The organism is Brevundimonas sp., from assembly GCF_035998205.1.
Lineage (GTDB): Bacteria > Pseudomonadota > Alphaproteobacteria > Caulobacterales > Caulobacteraceae > Brevundimonas.
Genome location: NZ_DASYHT010000005.1, coordinates 91,132 through 109,071, shown reverse-complemented (window position 1 = coordinate 109,071; position 17,940 = coordinate 91,132). Strand labels below are relative to the sequence as shown.

Below are 17,940 nucleotides of genomic sequence, written 5' to 3'. Positions count from 1 at the left end.
CGCCGTCAGAGCGACCGGAGATACGCCTGGAAGCGCCGGATCGCCTCGGCCCCGAGGTCCTCGTCATAGGTGAACAGGCGGTGGGCGAGGCCGGGCTCGTCGAAGGCGTGGGTGGCGTCGACGCTCCAGATCGACACTTCGGAGCCCGCGGCGACCGCGGCCGAGAGGGCCCGCATGTGCCGGCGCACGCTGGCCAGGTGGTCGCGTCGCGGCACGATCGACAGCAGCCGCAGGGGCCGCGGCCAGGGCTGGCCGGCGCCGCTGGCGGAGGCGATCCCGACATAGGGATAGGCCAGGAAGCCGCCGGTCACCCCCGCCAGCGACCCCGCGTCGGCGTCGGCGAGGCGCACCTCGCCGCGACGGGTCAGGGGCTGGGCCCACAGGTCCATGATGGCCCAGGCGCCGTGGCTCCAGCCGGCCACCGCCAGCCGGTCGGCCGCCACGATCGGCATGCGCCGCGCGCCGTGCAGGGCCGCCAGCACGTCGCCGGCGCGCCGGCGGCCGCGGAAGATCAGGCCGGTGCAGACCAGAAGCTGCGCGACCCGTCGGCTCCAGCCCCGGGCGGCGAAGGAGTCGATTACCAGCGCCGCCCAGCCGGCGGCGGCGGCCGCCCGCGCATAGGCGTGAATATGGCCCCGCACGCCGCCGCAGCCGTGGAACAGGATGACGGTCGGAAACGGCCCGCGACCGGCCGGCGTGACCAGCTCGGCATGAGGCGCCAGCCGCGCCCAGCGCTCCTGCAGCGTCTCCATCGGTCGCCCCCCCGACCGGTTTCCCCTGGGGCCGGGCTTATAGCCGAACTGTGTCGGAACGATCGCAGGCTCGCCGGTCAGGCGATCCGAGGGCCGAGGGATGACCTCAGGCGGCGATGCCGACGGCGCGCAGCATGGGCTGCAGCATGGGCAGGGCGGCCGGATCGGCGGCGAGGGCGGCGCGGGTTTCCGGCGCCTTGTAGAGGCGCATCACCTCGGTCTTCGCCCGGTCGGCCACCACGCCGGGGGGGCCGGCCTCGCCGGCGGCCAGCTTGAGCAGAGCCGACAGCTTGTGCGGCAGGGGCGCCGGCGAGCGGCCCAGCTGGGCGACCAGCTTCGTTTCGGCCTCCAGCCCGGCGGCGACCGTGCCGATGGCGGTGGTGATGGCGGCCTGGTCGGCCTCGCCCAGGGCGGCGGCGGCGACGCTGCGGGCCAGTTTCGCCAGGATGGCGAGGCGCTGCATGGCCGTGCCCGCCGACAGGCCCGTACGCATCTCGGTCTCGAACTTCAGCGAGGTGACGCAGGCCGACAGCCAGCGGGCGGCGGCGCGCTTGTTGGCCCCGCCGGTGACGTTCTCGCACAGGCGGGTCAGGTGCTCGGCCTCGCACAGGGCGGTGTCGCACTGGGACACGAAGGCGGCGACGAAGTCGGCGGCCACCAGGGTCTTGGAGCGTTCGGTGAAGGCGATCTGCACCTCCTCCAGCGTCATCAGCCGGCCGGCGGTGGCGGTCAGGCCCATGGCCAGGGCGCGCAGCACGTCGATCTCGCCGCGGGCGCTGGAGGGGCGCAGCCGGCGCGATCCGGTCAGCTCGCGCACCACCATCCGCACCAGGGCGGTGGACAGCTGCGGGAACTCGCCGGCGGCGAGACGGGCCCCGAGCCGGCTGGCCGGGCCGCTGATCTCCGGCATCTGGCCGGCGAAGCGCGGGTCGGCCTTGAGCAGCATCTCGATCTCGCGCGGGGCGACCATGCGCACGGCGGCGGCGAGGCTGGCGCCGAGGTCGAGCTCGGGGCCTAGGATCTGCGACAGGACGGCCCGCGAGGCCAGCATCTCGCGCAGGATCTGCTCGATCGCGCCCATGACCAGCGCCCGGCCCGGGCCGGCGGCCGGGGCCAGGTCGGCGAGGTCCATCAGCCGGTCCAGCCGCTCGCTGTGCAGGCGCAGGCCGACGAGGGCGCCGGACAGGGTCCCGCCCATGACGAAGGCCCGCTCGGGGGCGCCGGCGAGGCGGTCGGCCAGCTCGGCCAGGGAGCGGTTGGCGAGATCGGGGAACAGGCCCTTGCGGCCGGCCTCGATGACGCGCTCCAGCGTCTGGTCGGCCAGCTTCTGGTAGTGGCGCACGACCTCGTGGATCGGCTGGCCGCTGGCCTGGCTGTCGGGCACGGCGATGCGCTGGATGGCATGCTGCAGCTCGACGCCCGAGGCCTCGAGCCGTTCAGCCAGATCGGGGCGGTGCAGCAGTTCGAAGGCGGTGACCGACTGGCGGCGCAGCCAGTCCTCGAGGATCTGGGCCAACAGGTCGCGGGCGTGGGGCGCGTAGAGGTCGTCCGGGGCGAGGCAGCGCGGGGCCACCTCCTCCTCCGTCACCGGCCGGCGCTTCGGGATCTCGGTGTCGCCGCGGGTCATGACCACGATGCTCTCGAAGCGCATCGTTCCCGGGTCGAGGATCTCCTTGGTCACCTTGACCCCGATGGCGCGCTTGTCGGCCAGCAGGTCCTCGGCCGTGTCGACCGCCTGCTGCCGGTTCTCGCAGGCCTGCACCAGCGCCCAGCCCGACAGGGCGGTCTTGCGCGAATAGACCTCGTAATGAACCTGACCGGACATCGCCCCCACCCGTTCGAACGCCATCTCGACCCCGAAGATAGGCGCCGCGCCTTAAGTTCCGGTGTCCAGCGCTTGGAAAAGGCCGGCGGAACGCCCTAATCTGAACCCGATCGGCGGCGAAACGGTAACGCTTGCCACGCGTTTCACCGCCCGGCGGGCCCGGCGCACGCCGCAACGAGGAGATATTCGCCTTGGCCAACATCACCCTGGTCGACGACGACGAGAACATCGTGGCCTCCGTGTCGCTGGCGCTGGAGAGCCATGGCCATACGGTCACCGCCTACCACGACGGGGCCAGCGGCCTGGAGGCGCTGGAGGCCAGCCCGCCCGACCTGGCCATCCTCGACGTCAAGATGCCCCGCATGGACGGGATGGAGGTGCTGCGCCGCCTGCGTCAGAGCTCCAGCGTGCCGGTGGTCATGCTGACCTCCAAGGACGAGGAGATCGACGAGATCCTCGGCTTCAACCTCGGCGCCGACGACTACATCCACAAGCCGTTCAGCCAGCGGCTGCTGATCGAGCGGGTCAAGGCCATCCTGCGCCGCACCGGCCAGCCGGGCGACGAGCCCGAGGCGAGCGCCGAGGTCGCCGGCCGGGCCATCCGCCGCGGCAAGCTGGTGATGGACCCGGCGCGCCACGAGTGCACCTGGGACGGCCTGGCGGTGAAGCTGACGGTCACCGAGTTCCTGCTGCTGCAGGCCCTGGCCCAGCGCCCCGGCTTCGTGAAGAGCCGCGACAGCCTGATGGACGCCGCCTACGACGACCAGGTCTATGTCGACGACCGCACCATCGACAGCCACGTCAAGCGCATGCGCAAGAAGTTCCGGGTCGTCGACCCCGAGTTCGACGCGATCGAGACCCTGTATGGCGTCGGCTACAGATACCGCGAGAGCTGAGCCCGGGGACGACGGCGATCCCGTCCGGCGGCCGCTGCGGCTGGCCGGATCGCGGCTCGGCGGGCTGATCCTCGCCCTCAACCTGTTCAGCCTGCTGATCCTGCTGGTCGGGGCGCTGCTGCTCAACGAGTGGCGGCGCAACCTGATCGACGCCCGGCTGGATTCGCTGACGGCCCAGGCCGAGCTGCTCGCCAATCTGCTGGGCGAGGCCGGGGCGACCCGGGGCGAGCCCTATCCCACGCTTAATCCGGTCGATGCGGCCCTGCTGCTGCGCGACAACTTCATTCCGGTCGGTCAGCGCGCCCGTCTGTTCGACGACCAGGGCTTCCTCGTCACCGACAGCTACGCCGTGTCCGAGGAGATCCCCGGCGCCGCCCTGCCGCCCGCCGCCCCCGCCGGCGAGGCGCCGCCGCCGCCGCGCGACCGTGAGGCGGACGCCCGCGAGCTGGCCCAGGCCCGGACCGAGCTGGAGGCCGAGGTGACGGCCGCCCTGGCGGGGGAGGCCCGCGCCGGCCTGCGCCTGTCCGAGAGTGGCGACCGGGTGGTCTCGGTGTCGATCCCGGTGCGCCATGTGCGCCAGGTGCTGGGGGTGCTGACGCTCGAGGCCGGGGACGTCGACGAGACCGTCAACGCCCAGCGCCGGGCGCTGATGCCCTTCGCCGTGGTGGCGGTGCTGGTGTCCCTGCTGTCCTCGCTGATGATGCATCTGTTCGTGGTGCGGCCGATGACGCGCCTGTCGACGGCCGCCGACGCCGTGCGACTGCAGCGCGCCCGGGCCATCTCCCTGCCCGACCTGGAGGGCCGCAAGGACGAGATCGGCGACCTGGCGCGGGCGCTGGAAACCATGACCCGCACCCTGTCGGACCGGATGGACGCGATCGAGCGCTTCGCCGCCGACGTGGCCCACGAGATCAAGAACCCCCTGACCTCGATCCGCTCGGCGCTGGAGACCCTGCCGCTGGTCAAGGCCGAGGCCCAGCGCGAGAAGCTGACGGCCTTGCTGCAGGCCGATGTGCGGCGGCTGGACCGGCTGATCACCGACATCTCCAACGCCTCGCGGCTGGACGCCGAACTGTCGCGCGACCGGCCCCGGCCGGTGGATCTGGGCCGTCTGCTGGCCGAGATCGTCAATGTCTACGTCACCTCGGCGCGGCCCGGGGAGCCGGAGGTGCGCTTTGGCGCCGGCGCGCTGGACAGCGCCCTGGTGATGGGGCGCGACGGTCCGCTGGGGCAGGTGTTCCGCAACCTGATCGACAATGCCCGCTCGTTCAGCCCGCCGGGCGGGGTGGTCGACGTCCGTCTCGAACAGGACGGCGAGGATCCGGATCTGCCGCTGCGGGTGCGGGTCAGCGACCAGGGCCCCGGCGTGCCGCCGGACAATCTGGAGACGGTGTTCGAGCGCTTCTACACCTCGCGGCCCAAGGGCACGGCCTTCGGGGCCAACTCCGGCCTCGGCCTGTCGATCGCCCGCCAGATCGTCGAGGCCCACGGCGGGCGCATCCATGCCGAGAACGGCGCGGGCGGCGGCGCGGTGTTCGTGGTGCGGCTGCCGGCGGTGCGCCCGGGCCAGCCGCGCCGGCTGCGATGAGCGGGGCGGCCGGCCCGACCCTGGTGCATGCCTCGGTCGTCGCCGCCTGGACCTCGACGGGCTGGCGCGGGGTGCTGATCGAGGGCCCGTCCGGCGCGGGCAAGAGCAGCCTGGCCCTGCAGCTGATGGCCATGGGCTGGCGACTGGTCGGGGACGACTATGTGCAGGTCTGGGCCTCCGGCGGGCGCCTGCACGCCCGCGGGCCGGACCGGATCCGCGGGCGGATCGAGGCGCGCGGCCTCGGCCTGGTCGAGGCGCCGCCCCTGCCCCTGGTCCCGCTGGCCCTGGCGGTGATCGCCGACCCGGCCCCGGAGCGCCTGCCCGAGCCCCGCGTCAGGGCCCTGTGCGGGTTGGAGATTCCGCAGCTGGCCCTGCGGCTTGACGCCCCGATGACGGCCGGGCTGGTCGCCCGCGCGTTGAGACGCCTTCCTTGTGACCCGGTCTTGCCCTAAGACAGCCCGCCTGTGCGCGAGCCCGGGGGGCGCGGAGCCAGTGAAGGCGGCATGAGCGGAACCCGACACATCGGAACCCCGAGACCCGGAACCCCGAGACCCGGAAGCCAGGGACGCGGAAGCGCGGGCGAATGATCGGGCTTGTGATTGTCACCCATGGCGGCCTCGCCTCGGAATTCCTCGCCGCCATGGAGCATGTGGTCGGGCCGCAGCGCGGCGTCGCGGCCATCTGCATCGGCCCCGAGGACGACATGGACCGGCGCCGCCGGGACATCATCGACGCCGCCGCGGCGGTGGACGCCGGGGCCGGGGTGATCCTGCTGACCGACATGTTCGGCGGCACGCCCTCGAACCTGGCCATCTCGGTGATGGAGCAGACCGGGGCCGAGGTCATCGCCGGGCTCAACCTGCCGATGCTGATCAAGCTGGCCAGCGTGCGCGGGCGCGAGCCGCTGGAGGCCTGCGTGGCCCACGCCCAGGACGCCGGGCGCAAGTACATCTCCGTGGCGTCGTGGGTGCTCGCGGGCGAGAAATGAGCGCGACCGCCTCGGCCACCGTCAACATCTGCAACGCCCGCGGCCTGCACGCCCGGGCCTCGGCCAAGTTCGTCAAGACGGCCTCGGGCTTCGAGTCCGAGGTGAAGGTGACGCGCGACGGGACGACCGTCGACGCCCGCTCGATCATGGGCCTGCTGATGCTGGGCGCCGGGCTGGGCTGCGACATCGAGATCGCCGCCGAGGGCCCGGACGCGGACGCCGCCGTGGCCGCCCTCGTCGCCCTCGTCGACCGCCGCTTCGACGAAGGGGAGTAGGCGGGGGGGCTGCAAGGGCCCCTCCACCGCCCGCCGGTCGCCCTGGCGACCGGGCCCCTCCACCGCCTTCGGCGGTCCCCCTCCCCACTGCGTGGGGAGGAAAAGCGCCTCTCCTCCCCATGCAATGGGGAGGTGGCCGGGCGCGCAACGACCGGACGGAGGGGCCACCGCCGCCCGCCTCACTCACGAATGGATGGCGTCGATCTCGGTGAGGCGGCGCAGGGTGGCGATGGCGCCGGCGGGGTCGTCCTCGGCGAGGCTGAGGGTCTCGGCCATCAGGGGCGCGGTCTCGGGGCTGACCCGCGGCACGGCCATGGCCCAGTCGGGGAAGGCGCGCTCGTCGATGGGCCGGCGCAGGACCACCTTGAGCCCGGCGTGGCGCGGATCGGCCTCGACCCGGCGCATCAGCCGATCGACCGCCTCGGCCCTGCCCTCGACCACCTGGAAGAAGCGGCCGTCGCTGTAGGCCAGGGCGCCGGTGATCTCGTCGCGCCAGTTGTTGCGCTGGGAGGCGGCGAGGAGCTCGGCCACGGCGAGCAGGGAGTTCATCTCCACCCGCGCCCGGCTGACATAGGCGATCTGCTCAAGCGCCGGCATGGGTCCTGTCCCGAATCGACCGCCGCAGGGGGCGGTCAGCGCGACATAGAGTCACAACCCGCGGCGCACAATCAAGCGGGGCGCCCCCACCCGTGTCGCCTCAATGGCCCTTCCGGCTGGTGGTCCGACCGATGGCGCGGTCCAGCGCGGTGGCGGCCTTGGTCAGGGCGCCGGCCGCCGCCTGGTCCGCGGTGGCGGCCTGGTCGGTCACCGACAGCGGCTCGGCGCCGGCCAGCCGGGCCTCCAGCTGGCAGCGGATGTCGTCGCCCTCGGTGCGCGGGCCGTTGATGTCGCTCAGGTGCAGCTCGATCCGGGTCAGCCGGCCGTCGAAGCGCGCTAGCCGCTCCCGCACGAGGCCTTCAAGCCGGGCGATCATGGCCTCGCGGCCGTCGAGGGTGTTGGCCGTGTTGATCTGGATGTCCATGGGCGCCTTCCTCTCAGCGCACCTTGCGCGAACGCTCGAGCACCGGGCGGTGGCCCTCGGCCTCGAGGGCGCCCGAGGGGGCGATGCGCGGGTTGGGCGTATCGGCCATGCCGTCGCGCGCCGTGCGGCCGGGATCCGGATGCGCCGGCGGCGGGGCGGACTCCTTCAACCGCAGCGCCGCCTCCGAGAGCTCGGTCTGGGGCGTCGCATCGGTCGGGGCGTCAGGCGTCCTGTCGGTCATCGAAATCTCCGGATTTGCGTGTGCCGGAGATAATCCCTGAGGCCGCCGGAGGTTGCCGCAAACCCGCCGCGCCGCCGCTGCCGGCAACGGGTGGACCGTCAAAACGCGGGAAATCGCCTGGTGGAGCCGAGGGGAGTCGAACCCCTGACCTCGTCATTGCGAACGACGCGCTCTACCAACTGAGCTACGGCCCCGAACCCGGGAAGGCGAGGGCGCGACATAGAAGCGGCGCGGGGCGGCGTCAACCGAATCCTCGCGGCCCGCCCCTGCGCCCCCGGCCCCCCGCTTGGCGGGGCGGGGTTCGGCGGCTAGACCGAAATCGGTCGAGGTGGACGCCGTCCAGCTCGGCTCAGATTTCGGTCCGCTTTAAACCGGGAGCCTGATTCACGGCCTCGACGGAATCGCAAAGCGATTCCATCTCGACCGATCAGGCTCTAGAAGCGGCGGCAGGCACGACAGGAGCATCACGTGGGATTCGGCGGCGGACTTGCAGGCTTCATCTGTTTTCTGATCGGCTCGCTGTTCCAGCTGCTGTGGCTGGCGATCATCATCAACGCCATCCTGAGCTGGCTGTTCGCCTTCGAGGTGATCAACTACCGCAACCGCTTCGTCGCCCAGGTGGCGCAGACGCTGGACGCCGTCGTCACCCCGGTGCTGGCGCCGCTGCGCCGCTTCATCCCGTCGCTGGGCGGGCTGGACATCACCCCGATCATCGCCCTGCTGATCATCTCGGGCATCCAGGGCTACCTGCTGCCGCCGTTCTGCATCGCCCTGCGCCAGCTGTTCGGCGGCTTCTGACCTCCGGTCCGGCGACCCATCTGACCGTGCGGCTGACGCCCGGGGCCCGGGCCGACGCCGTCGAGGGCTGGGGCGAGGACGCCGCCGGCCGGCCGCTGCTGCGCGTGCGGGTGCGGGCCCGGCCGGTGGAGGGCCAGGCCAACGCCGCCCTGGTGGCGCTGCTGGCGAAGCTGCTGGGCGTGCCGCGGTCGCGGGTGACGCTGGAGGCCGGCGACCAGGCGCGGATCAAGCGGCTGCGGCTGGAGGGGCTGGACGCCGCCGCGGTGCAGGCCCGGCTGGGGGCCGTCGCGCCGCCGGCCGGTCGGGATTGACGCTTTACGACGGCGCCGTGACGCGCTTGGATGCCTCCCTCGGCGTCGCCTTGCGCCCGAGCCATGGGGGAGCTTTCCGTTATGTCTGTCCACCGTCGCGCAGGTCTGCGCGCCCGTCTGCTCGGGGCCGCCGCCCTGGGCCTCAGCCTCGCCGGCCTCGCCGGCTGCGCCACGACCGGGGCCGGGGCCGATCCCGCCGCCCCGGCCGCGACCGCCGAGCGTGAGCCGCTGGCCCGCGGCCTCGACGTCGCCGCCAATCCGGATCCCTATCCGTCGACCTACCAGCCCCTGCCGGCCGAGGACGTCGCCATCGTCGGGGCCACGGTGTTCACCGCCACGGGCCAGCGCATCGAGAACGGGGTGGTGGTGCTGACCGGGGGCCGCATCGCCGCCGTCGGCGGGGCCCAGACCCCGGTCCCGGCCGGCCACCGCGTCATCGACGCCCGCGGCCGCTTCGTCACCCCGGGCATCATCGACACCCACAGCCACCTCGGCGTCTATCCCTCGCCGGGCGTGCAGGGGATGAGCGACGGCAACGAGGCGACCAGCCCGAACACCGCCCAGGTCTGGGCCGAGCATGCCATCTGGCCGCAGGACCCCGGCTTCAACCGGGCCCGCGAGGGCGGCGTCACGACGCTGCAGATCCTGCCCGGCTCGGCCAATCTGGTCGGCGGCCGCGCGGTCACCGTGCGCAATGTGCCGGCGGTGACCATGCAGGGGATGAAGTTCCCCGGCGCGCCCTACGGCGTGAAGATGGCCTGCGGCGAGAACCCGTCGCGGGTCTATGGCTCGCGCAACCAGAGCCCGGCCACCGGCATGGGCAACATGGCCGGCTATCGCGCCGCCTTCATCGCCGCCCGCGAGTACAAGGCCCGCTGGGACGCCTGGCGCGAAAGCGGCGAGGGCAACCCGCCGACCCGCAACCTGCAGCTCGAGACCCTGACCGGGGTGCTGGACGGCACCATCCTGGTGCAGAACCACTGCTACCGCGCCGACGAGATGGCGCTGATGCTGGACCTGGCCGAGGAGTTCGGCTTCCGCATCACCGCCTTCCACCACGCCTCGGAGGCCTACAAGATCGCGCCGCGGCTGGCCCGCGAGGGGGTCTGCGCCCTGACCTGGACGGGCTGGTGGGGCTTCAAGATGGAGAGCCTCGACGGCATCGAGGAGAACGCCGCCCTGGTGGACGCGCCGGAAGGCTCCTGCGCCGTGATCCATTCGGATGACGCCATCCTGACCCAGCGGCTCAACCAGGAGACCGCCGCGGCCCTGGCCGCCGGCCGTCGCGCCGGCATGGACATCGCCGAGGAGCACGCCATCAGCTGGATCACCTCCAACGCCGCCCGGGCCATCGGCATCGCCGACGAGACCGGCTCGCTGGAGCCGGGCAAGCGCGCCGATGTGGTGATCTGGAGCGCCAATCCGTTCAGCATCTACGCCCGGGCCGACCAGGTGTTCATCGACGGGGCCATCGCCTTCGACCGCACCGATCCGCGCCGCCAGCCGGCGTCGGACTTTGAACTGGGCCAGCCCGGCTACGGCCTGACCCCCGCCATCGGAGGAGCCCGCTGATGCGCGCGCGCAGCCTTTTCAGCGGCCTGACCGCCGCCGCCGCCCTCGTCGCCCTGGCCCTGCCCGGCGCGGCGACGGCCCAGTCCGGGACCGTGGCGGTCACCGGCGGCCAGGTGCACACCGGGGCCTCGGTGATCGAGAACGGCACCGTGGTGTTCCGCAACGGCCGCATCGTCTCGGTCGGGACCGGTCCGGCCCCGGCCGGGGCGCGGATCATTGACGCCCGCGGCAAGATCGTCACCCCGGGCTTCGTCGCGGTCGACTCCGGCCTCGGCGGCAGCGAGGTGTCGTCGGTGCCCGGCTCGGACGACATGGGCAACCGGTCGAACACCCTGAGCGCCGCCTTCGACGTCTCCTACGGGCTCGACCCCTGGTCCTTCACCCTGCCGGTGGCCCGGCTGGGCGGCCTGACGCGGGCGGTGGTGGTGCCGACCCACGCCGGCTCGTCCAACACCGACATCCACGAGCATGACGCGGCGGGCGCGGGCGAGGGCGGCTACCATGATCCGGGCCTGTTCGGCGGCCAGGCGGCGGTGATCCACCTGGCCCAGGGCGCCGACATCCTGGTGCGCCCGCGGGTGGCCATGGTCGCGCCGTTCGGCGAGGCCGGGGCCGGCGTCGCCGGGGGCGCGCGCGGCGCCGCCTATGTGCTGTTCAAGGAGACCCTGGCCGAGGTGCGGCTCTACGCCCGCAACCGCCAGGCCTATGAGCGGGCCGGGCTGCGCGACCTGATGCTGTCGCGGGCCGACCTCGAGGCGCTCGTGCCGGTGGCCGAGGGGCGCATGCCGCTGATCATCAGCGCGCACCGCGCCGCCGACATCCTGCAGGTGCTGCGTCTCGCCCGCGAGGAGGGCCTGAGGGTCATTCTCGACGGGGCCGAGGAGGGCTGGCTGGTGGCCGACCAGATCGCCGCCGCGCGGGTGCCGGTGCTGCTCAGCGCCACCGCCAACCTGCCGGGCAACTTCGAGACCCGCGCCGCCCATCTGGGCAACGCGGCGGCGCTCAACGCCGCCGGGGTGACCATCGCCATCAAGGGCGTGGGCGTGCACCGCGCCCGCGAGGCCCGCTACAACGCCGGCAATGCGGTGGCCCACGGCCTGCCGCACGCGGCGGCGCTGGCGGCCCTGACCGTCAATCCGGCGCGCATCTTCGGCGACGAGGGCCGCTACGGCGTCCTCGCCCCCGGGGCCGAGGCCGATGTGGTGGTCTGGTCCGGCGATCCGCTGGAGCCGCTGAGCCAGCCGGAGGCGATGTTCATCGCCGGGGCCGAACAGCCCCTGACCAGCCGCGGCCTGATGCTGCGCGACCGCTACCGCGACGGCGGCGAGGGGGCCCTGCCCCCGGCCTACAGCCGCTGAGTCCGGGGCCCCTCCCTTCCCCCGCGGGGACGGGAGGGGCTACAGGACCGCATGCCCATCCCCGAGGACGAGCTCGAGTTCCGTTTCTTCCGCGCCGGCGGTCCGGGCGGGCAGAACGTCAACAAGACCTCGACCGCGGTGCAGCTGCGCTTCGACGCGCGCAATTCCCCGTCCCTGAGCGATCCCGTGCGCGAACGCCTCCTGAAGCTGGCCGGGGCGCGCGCCACCCAGGCCGGGGAGATCCTGATCACCGCCGTGCGTTTCCGCACCCAGGAGCGCAACCGCGCCGACGCCGTCGAGCGGCTCAACGGCCTGCTGGACAAGGCCATGATCGCCCCGGTGAAGCGCATCGCCACCCGGCCGACGCTGGGCTCGAAGACGCGCCGGCTCGAGGCCAAGGGCCGCCGCGCCGAGGTCAAGGCGGGGCGAGGGCGGCCGACCCTCGACTGACTTCGCCTTTCGGGCGAGTCGCGGTTGCCCGATCCTCAGGGTTAATCTACCCCTTGCGTATCGTCGTTCGAGGACGATGCCTGAGGGGGATGTTTCATGCTGGGTTCGCTTCTGATCGCCGCCCTGATGTCCGGTCCGGCGACCGACGACTGTCATCCGCATCCGCACACGCCCGGCGACGGCTGCGAGTGCGTCTATGACGTGGTGTTCTACACGCCGCGGCCGCCGGGGCCGCCGGTCCATGTGCATGCGCCGGCGGTGCGGGTGCGCGGGGCGCCGGTCCATGTGCCGGGCCCGGTGGTGCATGTGGCCGGCCCGACGATCTATGTCGATGCGCCGCCGGTGCACGTCGGCCCGGCCGACATCCGCATCGCCCGCCCGGACATCCGGGTGCGGCCGTCCGAGGTGATCATCGCGCCGCCGGTGGTCAGCTTCGAGGGCTGCCCGGCCGGCAGCAGCTGTCCGCCCGGCCGTCCATAGGGATCGCCGGCGCCCGAGGGGGTGAGGAGAGGGCGGGGTCGGGGGGCCCCGCCCTTTCTGCGTTCAGGGGCGTGTCAGGGCGTGGCCGGGGCCGGGCACAGGGGGCGGACCCGGGCGGCGAGGCCGAGCCGTCCGGCCTCAAGCGCCAGCCGTTCGGCGGCGGCGCAGTCGCCGGTCGCCAGCCGGGCCCCCACCTCGCGGCGCAGGGCGGCGTCGGCCTCGGCCCGGTCGCGCAGGGCGCGGGCGGTGCGGCGCTGGGTCGGGGTGCACAGGGACAGCCAGGTCGCCTCGGCGCAGCGCAGGACCAGGTCCGCCTCGGCCGCGGTCAGGACCGGCGCCTCGTCCGTCGCCGGCGAGGCGGGGGCCGGGGCCGCAGCAGGCGCGGGGGCGGCCGCGCCGCTCGCGGGCACCACGGCGATGTCGGGCATCCGGTAGCGGCAGACCCAGCGTCCGTCCTCGAACAGGCAGGATTCGAGCGTGGCGCGCGCGCCCGCGGCCGCCCCGGCGGGGGGCTCCTGGGGCGCCGCGGCCGGCGTCAGGGCGAACAGCGTCAAGGCGATGGCCAGCATGTCCCCTCCGGCTCCAACTATCGGCGCAAACGCGGCGTTCGCCAACCGGCGGGATTCAGGTGGGGTCGCCGGCTCCGCCCGCGGGGTTGAGCTTCCAGCGGATGCGCGTCTCCGCGTCGGTGCGGGCCGAGCCGCGCACCACGATCTGCAAGGCGCGGCGCGTCAGGCCGTCCTCGACATGGACCGAGGGCTCGATCGCCACATCGGGGCCGTCGGTGCGGAACCACCAGCCTCGCCCGGAATGGCCGCGCAGCAGGATCGAGCGGCGGTCGCGCGCCAGCGAGGCCTGGACGCCCGGCTCGAGATGGAAGCGTACGGCGTAGGGGGCGGCGATGACGCGCACAGCATGGGACTCGCCGCGCCCGTAACCGGGGGCCGGATGCAGCCGCTCCTCGGCGCGCAGCTCGTCGAGGCGCTGGTCGAGATAGAGCCGGCGCTGGTGCAGCAGGCCGTAGGGCTTGACCCAGCCGTCGTGCTCCAGCTCGAGCCAGACGGCGCCCTCGGCCTCGCGGTGTTGCTCGGTGACCTTGAGGTCGGCCCCGATCAGGCGCGGCCCCAGCAGGTCGGCGCGCCAGCCGCCGAGCGGCTCGCCCAGCGAGCCGTCGCCGAGGGTCAGGGTCGAGGCCGCCGGGGTCAGGCGCAGGGCCTGGCGCTCGACGGCGCGCGGGGTCCAGGCCGAGCCGCTGACCAGCCGGTCGCGGCCGCAGACGATCTCCAGCGCCAGCGGCTGGGCGCAGGCGGTCCCGCCCCAGGGGCCGCGGGGCGGCGGCGCGGCGTCGGCGATCAGGGTCAGCAGCGGGCTGGCGATGCGGCGGAAGCCGGCGGTGGCGCCCGGGCCGGGGGCCTCGGGGGCGGCCTCGCGGTCGGCGAGCGCGGCGGCGACGCGCGCGGCGCTGGCCGGTCCGCCGCCTTGCAACGCCACCAGCCGGCCGTCGGGCAGGGTCAGCCGTATCAGGCCGCGGGCCAGTCGCTCCAGCGCGGCCAGCACCGGCTCGGGGGCGGTCTCGCCGACCTGGGCCAGGGCGTCCTCGAGCGTCAGCAGGTCGAGGCGCAGCTCCAGCGCCGCCTCGGGGCTGCGGGCGGCGTGGCCGCCGTCGCCGGCGACGGTCTGGGCGAGGGCCGGGCCGAGCCGGGCCAGGGCGCGGCGGCGCAGCCGGGCGCCGACGGGGCCGCTGATGACACAGCCGGCGACGGCGGCGGCGGTCAGGCGCGGCGCGCGGTCGGCCAGGGCTCCGGGCGGGCGCAGCAGCTGGCGCGCCTGACGGGCCAGCAGGTCGGCGAGGGCCAGCCGGTCGGCCTCGGCGCAGACCTGGCCCATGCGGCGGGCGGCGGCGGCGAGGTTGAAGACCCGGCGGGCGAGGATCTCCGGGGCCCAGGCGAAGGGCGACCAGCGGCTGAAGCCGGTCTGCCACAGCTGGGTCAGGCGCACCGCCTCGCGCGCGCCGCGCTCGCCGTTGAGCATCAGCGAGGGCAGCCAGGCGAACTCGTGCAGCTCGATGGCGAAGGCCTTGGTCGGGCAGATGCGGTTGAAGGGGTCGGCGCCGGGGGCGAGGTCGAGGCTGGCCCCGGCGAGGGTCAGGCGGCCGCCCAGCATCAGCTTGCCGAGGGTCGGCTCGTGCGGTCGGGGATCGCGCGGGCTGGCGGCGAAGGCGGCGGTCTTGCCGGCCCCCTTCAGGGTCAGGGCGTAGCCGGGCAGGCCATAGAGCTCGACCCACAGCTGGCGCGACAGCATCCGGCTGGCGATGGCCGGCCACAGGGCCGGGCCGGTGGCCGCGCCTGTGGCCCGCACCGGGGTGCGGACCGGGGCGCCGGGCAGGCCGGGGGGGACGTCCGCGACCGGCTGGACCACGGTCAGGCCGCGCCCTTGAGGGCGGCGATATTGGCGGCGTAGGCCGACGGGCCGCCGCGGAACACCGCTGTGCCGGCGACCAGGGCCGTGGCCCCCGCGTCGACGCAGGCGGCGGCGTTGGCGGCGGTGACCCCGCCGTCGACCTGCAGCACCGCCGGCGAGCCGGCCGCGTCGAGCAGGGCGCGCACCCGGGCGATCTTGCGCAGGGCGCTGTCGATGAAGCTCTGGCCGCCGAAGCCCGGGTTGACCGACATGATCAGCACCAGATCGACCATGTCGATGACCTCCTCGACCACGGCCACGGGGGTGCCGGGGTTGAGCACGACGCCGGCGCGGGCGCCCAGCTGGCGGATGCGGCCGAGGGTGCGGTGCAGGTGCGGGCCGCTTTCCGGGTGCACGCTCAGCACCTCGGCCCCGGCGGCGCGATAGGCTTCCAGCCAGGGGTCGACCGGGGCGACCATCAGGTGCACGTCGAACGGCAGGGAGGTGTGCGGCCGCAGGGCCTTCACGATGTCCGGGCCCATCGTCAGGTTGGGCACGAAGTGGCCGTCCATGACGTCGACATGGACCCAGTCGGCGCCGGCGGCCTCGAGCGCGGCGACCTCCTCGCCCAGCCGGGCGAAGTCGCTGGCGAGGATGGAGGGACAGATCAGGGGCTGGACCATGCCCGGGGATTAGGCGGATGCCGGGGACGGGGCAAGCCTTGCGGCGGCCGGAACCGCCTCGGGAACCGCTTCGGGACCCGTCTCAGGCGTCCGGCACATGGGCGCGCAGCTCGGCCAGCCAGACCGCGGCGGGGGCGTCCGAGGGGGCGCGCCAGTCGCCGCGCGGTGACAGGGAGCCGCCGCTGATGACCTTGGGCCCGTTGGGCAGGGCCGAGCGCTTGAACTGGCTGGTCTGGAAGAAGCGCACGAGGAACTTCTCCAGCCAGTGGCGGACGGTCGGCAGGTCGTACGCGACCCGCTCGTCCTGCGGCGTGCCCGCCGGCCAGTCGCCGCGGGCCGGGTCGCCCCAGGCCTGCAGCGCCAGCCAGGCCACCTTCGACGGCTTCAGCCCGAAGCGGGACAGGTAGAACAGGAAGAAGTCGTTCAGGGCGTAGGGGCCGACGGTCGCCTCGGTCGACTGGATCGCCCCGTCGGTCGCCGGCACCAGCTCGGGCGAGATCTCGGTGTCGAGGATGGCGTGCAGGGTCGGGGTCGCCGCCGCCCCGACCAGTTCGCGCGCCGCCACCCAGCGGATCAGGTGGCGGATCAGCGTCTTCGCCACCCCGGCGTTGACGTTGTAGTGGCTCATGTGGTCGCCGACGCCATAGGTGCACCAGCCCAGCGCCAGCTCGGACAGGTCGCCGGTGCCGACCACGAAGGCCCCGTGCTGGTTGGCCAGCCGGAACAGATAGTCGGTGCGCAGCCCGGCCTGGACGTTCTCGAAGGTGATGTCGTGGACTGGCTCGCCGCCGGCGAAGGGGTGGCCGATCGCCTCCAGCATGGTCATGGCCGTCGGGCGGATGTCGATCTCGGCGGCGGTGACGCCCAGCGCCTGCATCAGGGCCCAGGCGTTGGCCTTCGTCCCGTCCGAGGTGGCGAAGCCGGGCAGGGTGAAGGCGAGGATGCCGGTGCGCGGCAGCTCCAGCCGGTCGAAGGCGCGGCACGCGACCAGCAGGGCCTGGGTCGAGTCCAGCCCGCCGGAGACGCCGATCACCACCTTGCGCCCGCCGGTGGCCTTGAGGCGGCGCATCAGGCCCTGGACCTGGATGTTGAAGGCCTCGAAACAGTCCTGGTCGAGCCGGGCCGGGTCGTCGGGCACGAAGGGGAAGCGGTCCAGCGGCCGGCGCAGGGGGCCGGCGACGGCCACGCTCGGGGCCGGCACGGCGATGCGGCGGAAGCTGTCGGCCTCCAGCTCGCGCCGGGCGCAGTCGGCGAAGGTGCCGCTGCGCAGCCGCTCCAGGCCGATGCGGTCGACATCGACGTCCGCCACGGTCAGGGCCCCGTCGAGGGCGAAGCGGGGGCTTTCGGCCAGGCGCGCGCCCAGCTCGTGGATCGTGGCCTGGCCGTCCCAGGCCAGGTCGGTGGTCGACTCGCCCCAGCCCGAGGCGGTGAAGACATACGCGGCCACGGCCCGGGCCGACTGGCTGGCGCACAGGACGGCGCGGTCCTCCGCCTTGCCGATCAGGACGTTGGAGGCCGACAGGTTGAGCAGGATGCGGGCGCCGCCCAGCGCCTGGCGGGTGGAGGGCGGCAGCGGGGCCCAGTAGTCCTCGCACAGCTCGGCGCCGAAGACGAAGCCGTCGCGGTCCTCGACCTCGAACAGCAGGTCGGTCCCGAACGGCACCCAGGTCTCGCCCAGCCGCACCTCGGCCGGATCGTCGCCGCCGGCCGGGGCGAACCAGCGCTTCTCGTAGTATTCGCGGTAGTTGGGCAGATAGGTCTTGGGCACGATCCCGCGCACCTGCCCGCCGGCCAGCACCACGGCGGTGTTGTAGAGCCGGTCGCCGAGCCGCAGCGGGGCGCCCACCACCACCACCAGATCCTTCGCCGCCGCGGCCAGGTCCAGCAGGGCCGCCTCGACCGCCGCGGTCATGGCCCCCTGCAGGTGCAGGTCGTCGATCGAATAGCCGCTCAGGGACAGCTCGGGGAACACCAGCAGCTCGACGCCCTCGGCCTGGGCCGCGGCGATCCACAGGCGATGCTCCTCGGCGTTGGCGGCCGGATCGGCCAGATGCACCACCGGCGTGGCCGCCCCGACGCGGACGAAGCCGTGGGTGTGCGGGCTGTGGAAGGGGTGGCTCATCATGGGCTCCGTCATCCCCGGGCCTGACCCGGGGATCAAGGGCGCAGCCGCTCGCCGGCCGGGAGGCGACCCGCCGGCCGCATGCCTGCCGACAACTCGATCCCCGGGTCAAGCCCGGGGATGACGGCGGAGGGCCGCGCCAAAGAACCGGGTCCCCGCTTTCGCGGGGATGAGCGGTAG

Annotated in this window: 20 protein-coding genes and 1 tRNA gene; 11 read left to right on the top strand and 10 right to left on the bottom strand. The window is 73.9% G+C overall.

Features of this window, described 5'->3' with window-relative positions:
• Positions 1-5: 5 nt before the first annotated feature.
• Together VGN74_RS07790 and VGN74_RS07785 are read right to left on the bottom strand one after the other, a co-directional pair.
• On the bottom strand, positions 6-752 hold the full coding sequence (locus tag VGN74_RS07790) for a dienelactone hydrolase family protein (protein ID WP_327446836.1): 747 nt from the start codon (positions 750-752) through the stop codon (positions 6-8).
• A 106-nt stretch (positions 753-858) separates the two neighbouring features.
• Positions 859-2,601 (bottom strand): hypothetical protein, encoded by a 1,743-nt coding sequence (locus VGN74_RS07785; protein ID WP_327446834.1) that lies wholly within the window; start codon positions 2,599-2,601, stop codon positions 859-861.
• Between the two features lie 167 nt (positions 2,602-2,768).
• Between VGN74_RS07785 and VGN74_RS07780 the strand changes: the two genes are divergently transcribed.
• From VGN74_RS07780 to VGN74_RS07760, 5 genes are all read left to right on the top strand, one after another.
• Positions 2,769-3,473, top strand: a complete 705-nt coding sequence (locus VGN74_RS07780) for a response regulator transcription factor (RefSeq protein WP_327446832.1) — start codon at positions 2,769-2,771, stop codon at positions 3,471-3,473.
• The gene (locus VGN74_RS07775; RefSeq protein ID WP_327446830.1) at positions 3,442-5,061 is read left to right on the top strand and encodes an ATP-binding protein; all 1,620 of its coding nucleotides are present in this window, start codon (positions 3,442-3,444) and stop codon (positions 5,059-5,061) included. Before VGN74_RS07780 ends, VGN74_RS07775 begins: the two co-directional genes overlap by 32 nt.
• Entirely contained in the window at positions 5,058-5,513 is a 456-nt protein-coding gene (locus VGN74_RS07770) for a serine kinase (protein WP_327446828.1), read from the top strand. The genes VGN74_RS07775 and VGN74_RS07770 overlap by 4 nt, the downstream gene beginning before the upstream one ends.
• Before the next feature lie 131 nt (positions 5,514-5,644).
• A complete protein-coding gene (locus tag VGN74_RS07765; RefSeq protein WP_327446826.1) occupies positions 5,645-6,049 on the top strand; it encodes a PTS sugar transporter subunit IIA in 405 nt (134 codons plus the stop codon).
• Positions 6,046-6,324, top strand: a complete 279-nt coding sequence (locus VGN74_RS07760; RefSeq protein WP_327446824.1) for an HPr family phosphocarrier protein — start codon at positions 6,046-6,048, stop codon at positions 6,322-6,324. The genes VGN74_RS07765 and VGN74_RS07760 overlap by 4 nt, the downstream gene beginning before the upstream one ends.
• A 183-nt stretch (positions 6,325-6,507) precedes the next feature.
• On the opposite strand, the gene VGN74_RS07755 is transcribed toward VGN74_RS07760, so the two are convergent.
• From VGN74_RS07755 to VGN74_RS07740, 4 genes are all read right to left on the bottom strand, one after another.
• On the bottom strand, positions 6,508-6,921 hold the full coding sequence (locus tag VGN74_RS07755) for a BLUF domain-containing protein (RefSeq protein WP_327446820.1): 414 nt from the start codon (positions 6,919-6,921) through the stop codon (positions 6,508-6,510).
• Positions 6,922-7,021: 100 nt separating this feature from the next.
• Positions 7,022-7,345: a hypothetical protein gene (locus VGN74_RS07750; protein ID WP_327446818.1), complete on the bottom strand. Its 324-nt coding sequence runs from the start codon at positions 7,343-7,345 to the stop codon at positions 7,022-7,024.
• Between the two features lie 13 nt (positions 7,346-7,358).
• Positions 7,359-7,586 (bottom strand): hypothetical protein, encoded by a 228-nt coding sequence (locus VGN74_RS07745; RefSeq protein WP_327446816.1) that lies wholly within the window; start codon positions 7,584-7,586, stop codon positions 7,359-7,361.
• Between the two features lie 118 nt (positions 7,587-7,704).
• A tRNA-Ala gene (locus tag VGN74_RS07740) sits at positions 7,705-7,780 on the bottom strand.
• Positions 7,781-8,054: 274 nt separating this feature from the next.
• Here VGN74_RS07740 and VGN74_RS07735 point away from each other — a divergent pair.
• From VGN74_RS07735 to VGN74_RS07710, 6 genes are all read left to right on the top strand, one after another.
• Positions 8,055-8,384, top strand: a complete 330-nt coding sequence (locus tag VGN74_RS07735; protein ID WP_327446814.1) for a YggT family protein — start codon at positions 8,055-8,057, stop codon at positions 8,382-8,384.
• Positions 8,381-8,695 carry a DUF167 domain-containing protein gene (locus VGN74_RS07730; protein WP_414643537.1) on the top strand — a complete coding sequence of 105 codons (315 nt, stop codon included), beginning with the start codon at positions 8,381-8,383 and terminating at the stop codon, positions 8,693-8,695. The genes VGN74_RS07735 and VGN74_RS07730 overlap by 4 nt, the downstream gene beginning before the upstream one ends.
• A gap of 81 nt (positions 8,696-8,776) precedes the next feature.
• Positions 8,777-10,267 carry an amidohydrolase gene (locus tag VGN74_RS07725; protein ID WP_327446812.1) on the top strand — a complete coding sequence of 497 codons (1,491 nt, stop codon included), beginning with the start codon at positions 8,777-8,779 and terminating at the stop codon, positions 10,265-10,267.
• A complete protein-coding gene (locus VGN74_RS07720) occupies positions 10,267-11,625 on the top strand; it encodes an amidohydrolase family protein (protein ID WP_327446810.1) in 1,359 nt (452 codons plus the stop codon). The genes VGN74_RS07725 and VGN74_RS07720 overlap by 1 nt, the downstream gene beginning before the upstream one ends.
• 51 nt (positions 11,626-11,676) lie before the next feature.
• Positions 11,677-12,075 carry an alternative ribosome rescue aminoacyl-tRNA hydrolase ArfB gene (gene arfB, locus VGN74_RS07715; RefSeq protein WP_327446808.1) on the top strand — a complete coding sequence of 133 codons (399 nt, stop codon included), beginning with the start codon at positions 11,677-11,679 and terminating at the stop codon, positions 12,073-12,075.
• 96 nt (positions 12,076-12,171) lie between these two features.
• The gene (locus tag VGN74_RS07710; protein WP_327446806.1) at positions 12,172-12,555 is read left to right on the top strand and encodes a hypothetical protein; all 384 of its coding nucleotides are present in this window, start codon (positions 12,172-12,174) and stop codon (positions 12,553-12,555) included.
• A gap of 74 nt (positions 12,556-12,629) precedes the next feature.
• Here the strand turns inward: VGN74_RS07710 and VGN74_RS07705 are convergent, their stop codons facing one another.
• From VGN74_RS07705 to VGN74_RS07690, 4 genes are all read right to left on the bottom strand, one after another.
• Positions 12,630-13,124, bottom strand: coding sequence for a hypothetical protein (locus VGN74_RS07705; protein ID WP_327446804.1), 495 nt, complete (start codon positions 13,122-13,124; stop codon positions 12,630-12,632).
• Between the two features lie 55 nt (positions 13,125-13,179).
• Positions 13,180-14,973: a heparinase II/III family protein gene (locus VGN74_RS07700; protein ID WP_327446802.1), complete on the bottom strand. Its 1,794-nt coding sequence runs from the start codon at positions 14,971-14,973 to the stop codon at positions 13,180-13,182.
• A gap of 2 nt (positions 14,974-14,975) precedes the next feature.
• Entirely contained in the window at positions 14,976-15,638 is a 663-nt protein-coding gene (rpe, locus tag VGN74_RS07695) for a ribulose-phosphate 3-epimerase (protein WP_327446800.1), read from the bottom strand.
• A gap of 82 nt (positions 15,639-15,720) precedes the next feature.
• Positions 15,721-17,763, bottom strand: coding sequence for an NAD(+) synthase (locus tag VGN74_RS07690; RefSeq protein WP_327446797.1), 2,043 nt, complete (start codon positions 17,761-17,763; stop codon positions 15,721-15,723).
• Between the last annotated feature and the right edge of the window lie 177 nt (positions 17,764-17,940).

Bases quoted from the DNA above. Each gene is read 5' to 3' on its own strand.
- VGN74_RS07790 (WP_327446836.1), bottom strand. From the start codon at position 752: ATGGAGACGCTGCAGGAGCGCTGGGCGCGGCTGGCGCCTCATGCCGAG.
- VGN74_RS07785 (WP_327446834.1), bottom strand. From the start codon at position 2,601: ATGGCGTTCGAACGGGTGGGGGCGATGTCCGGTCAGGTTCATTACGAG.
- VGN74_RS07775 (WP_327446830.1), top strand. From the start codon at position 3,442: ATGGCGTCGGCTACAGATACCGCGAGAGCTGAGCCCGGGGACGACGGC.
- VGN74_RS07770 (WP_327446828.1), top strand. From the start codon at position 5,058: ATGAGCGGGGCGGCCGGCCCGACCCTGGTGCATGCCTCGGTCGTCGCC.
- VGN74_RS07765 (WP_327446826.1), top strand. From the start codon at position 5,645: ATGATCGGGCTTGTGATTGTCACCCATGGCGGCCTCGCCTCGGAATTC.
- VGN74_RS07760 (WP_327446824.1), top strand. From the start codon at position 6,046: ATGAGCGCGACCGCCTCGGCCACCGTCAACATCTGCAACGCCCGCGGC.
- VGN74_RS07755 (WP_327446820.1), bottom strand. From the start codon at position 6,921: ATGCCGGCGCTTGAGCAGATCGCCTATGTCAGCCGGGCGCGGGTGGAG.
- VGN74_RS07750 (WP_327446818.1), bottom strand. From the start codon at position 7,345: ATGGACATCCAGATCAACACGGCCAACACCCTCGACGGCCGCGAGGCC.
- VGN74_RS07745 (WP_327446816.1), bottom strand. From the start codon at position 7,586: ATGACCGACAGGACGCCTGACGCCCCGACCGATGCGACGCCCCAGACC.
- VGN74_RS07725 (WP_327446812.1), top strand. From the start codon at position 8,777: ATGTCTGTCCACCGTCGCGCAGGTCTGCGCGCCCGTCTGCTCGGGGCC.
- VGN74_RS07720 (WP_327446810.1), top strand. From the start codon at position 10,267: ATGCGCGCGCGCAGCCTTTTCAGCGGCCTGACCGCCGCCGCCGCCCTC.
- arfB (WP_327446808.1), top strand. From the start codon at position 11,677: ATGCCCATCCCCGAGGACGAGCTCGAGTTCCGTTTCTTCCGCGCCGGC.
- VGN74_RS07710 (WP_327446806.1), top strand. From the start codon at position 12,172: ATGCTGGGTTCGCTTCTGATCGCCGCCCTGATGTCCGGTCCGGCGACC.
- VGN74_RS07705 (WP_327446804.1), bottom strand. From the start codon at position 13,124: ATGCTGGCCATCGCCTTGACGCTGTTCGCCCTGACGCCGGCCGCGGCG.
- rpe (WP_327446800.1), bottom strand. From the start codon at position 15,638: ATGGTCCAGCCCCTGATCTGTCCCTCCATCCTCGCCAGCGACTTCGCC.
- VGN74_RS07690 (WP_327446797.1), bottom strand. From the start codon at position 17,763: ATGATGAGCCACCCCTTCCACAGCCCGCACACCCACGGCTTCGTCCGC.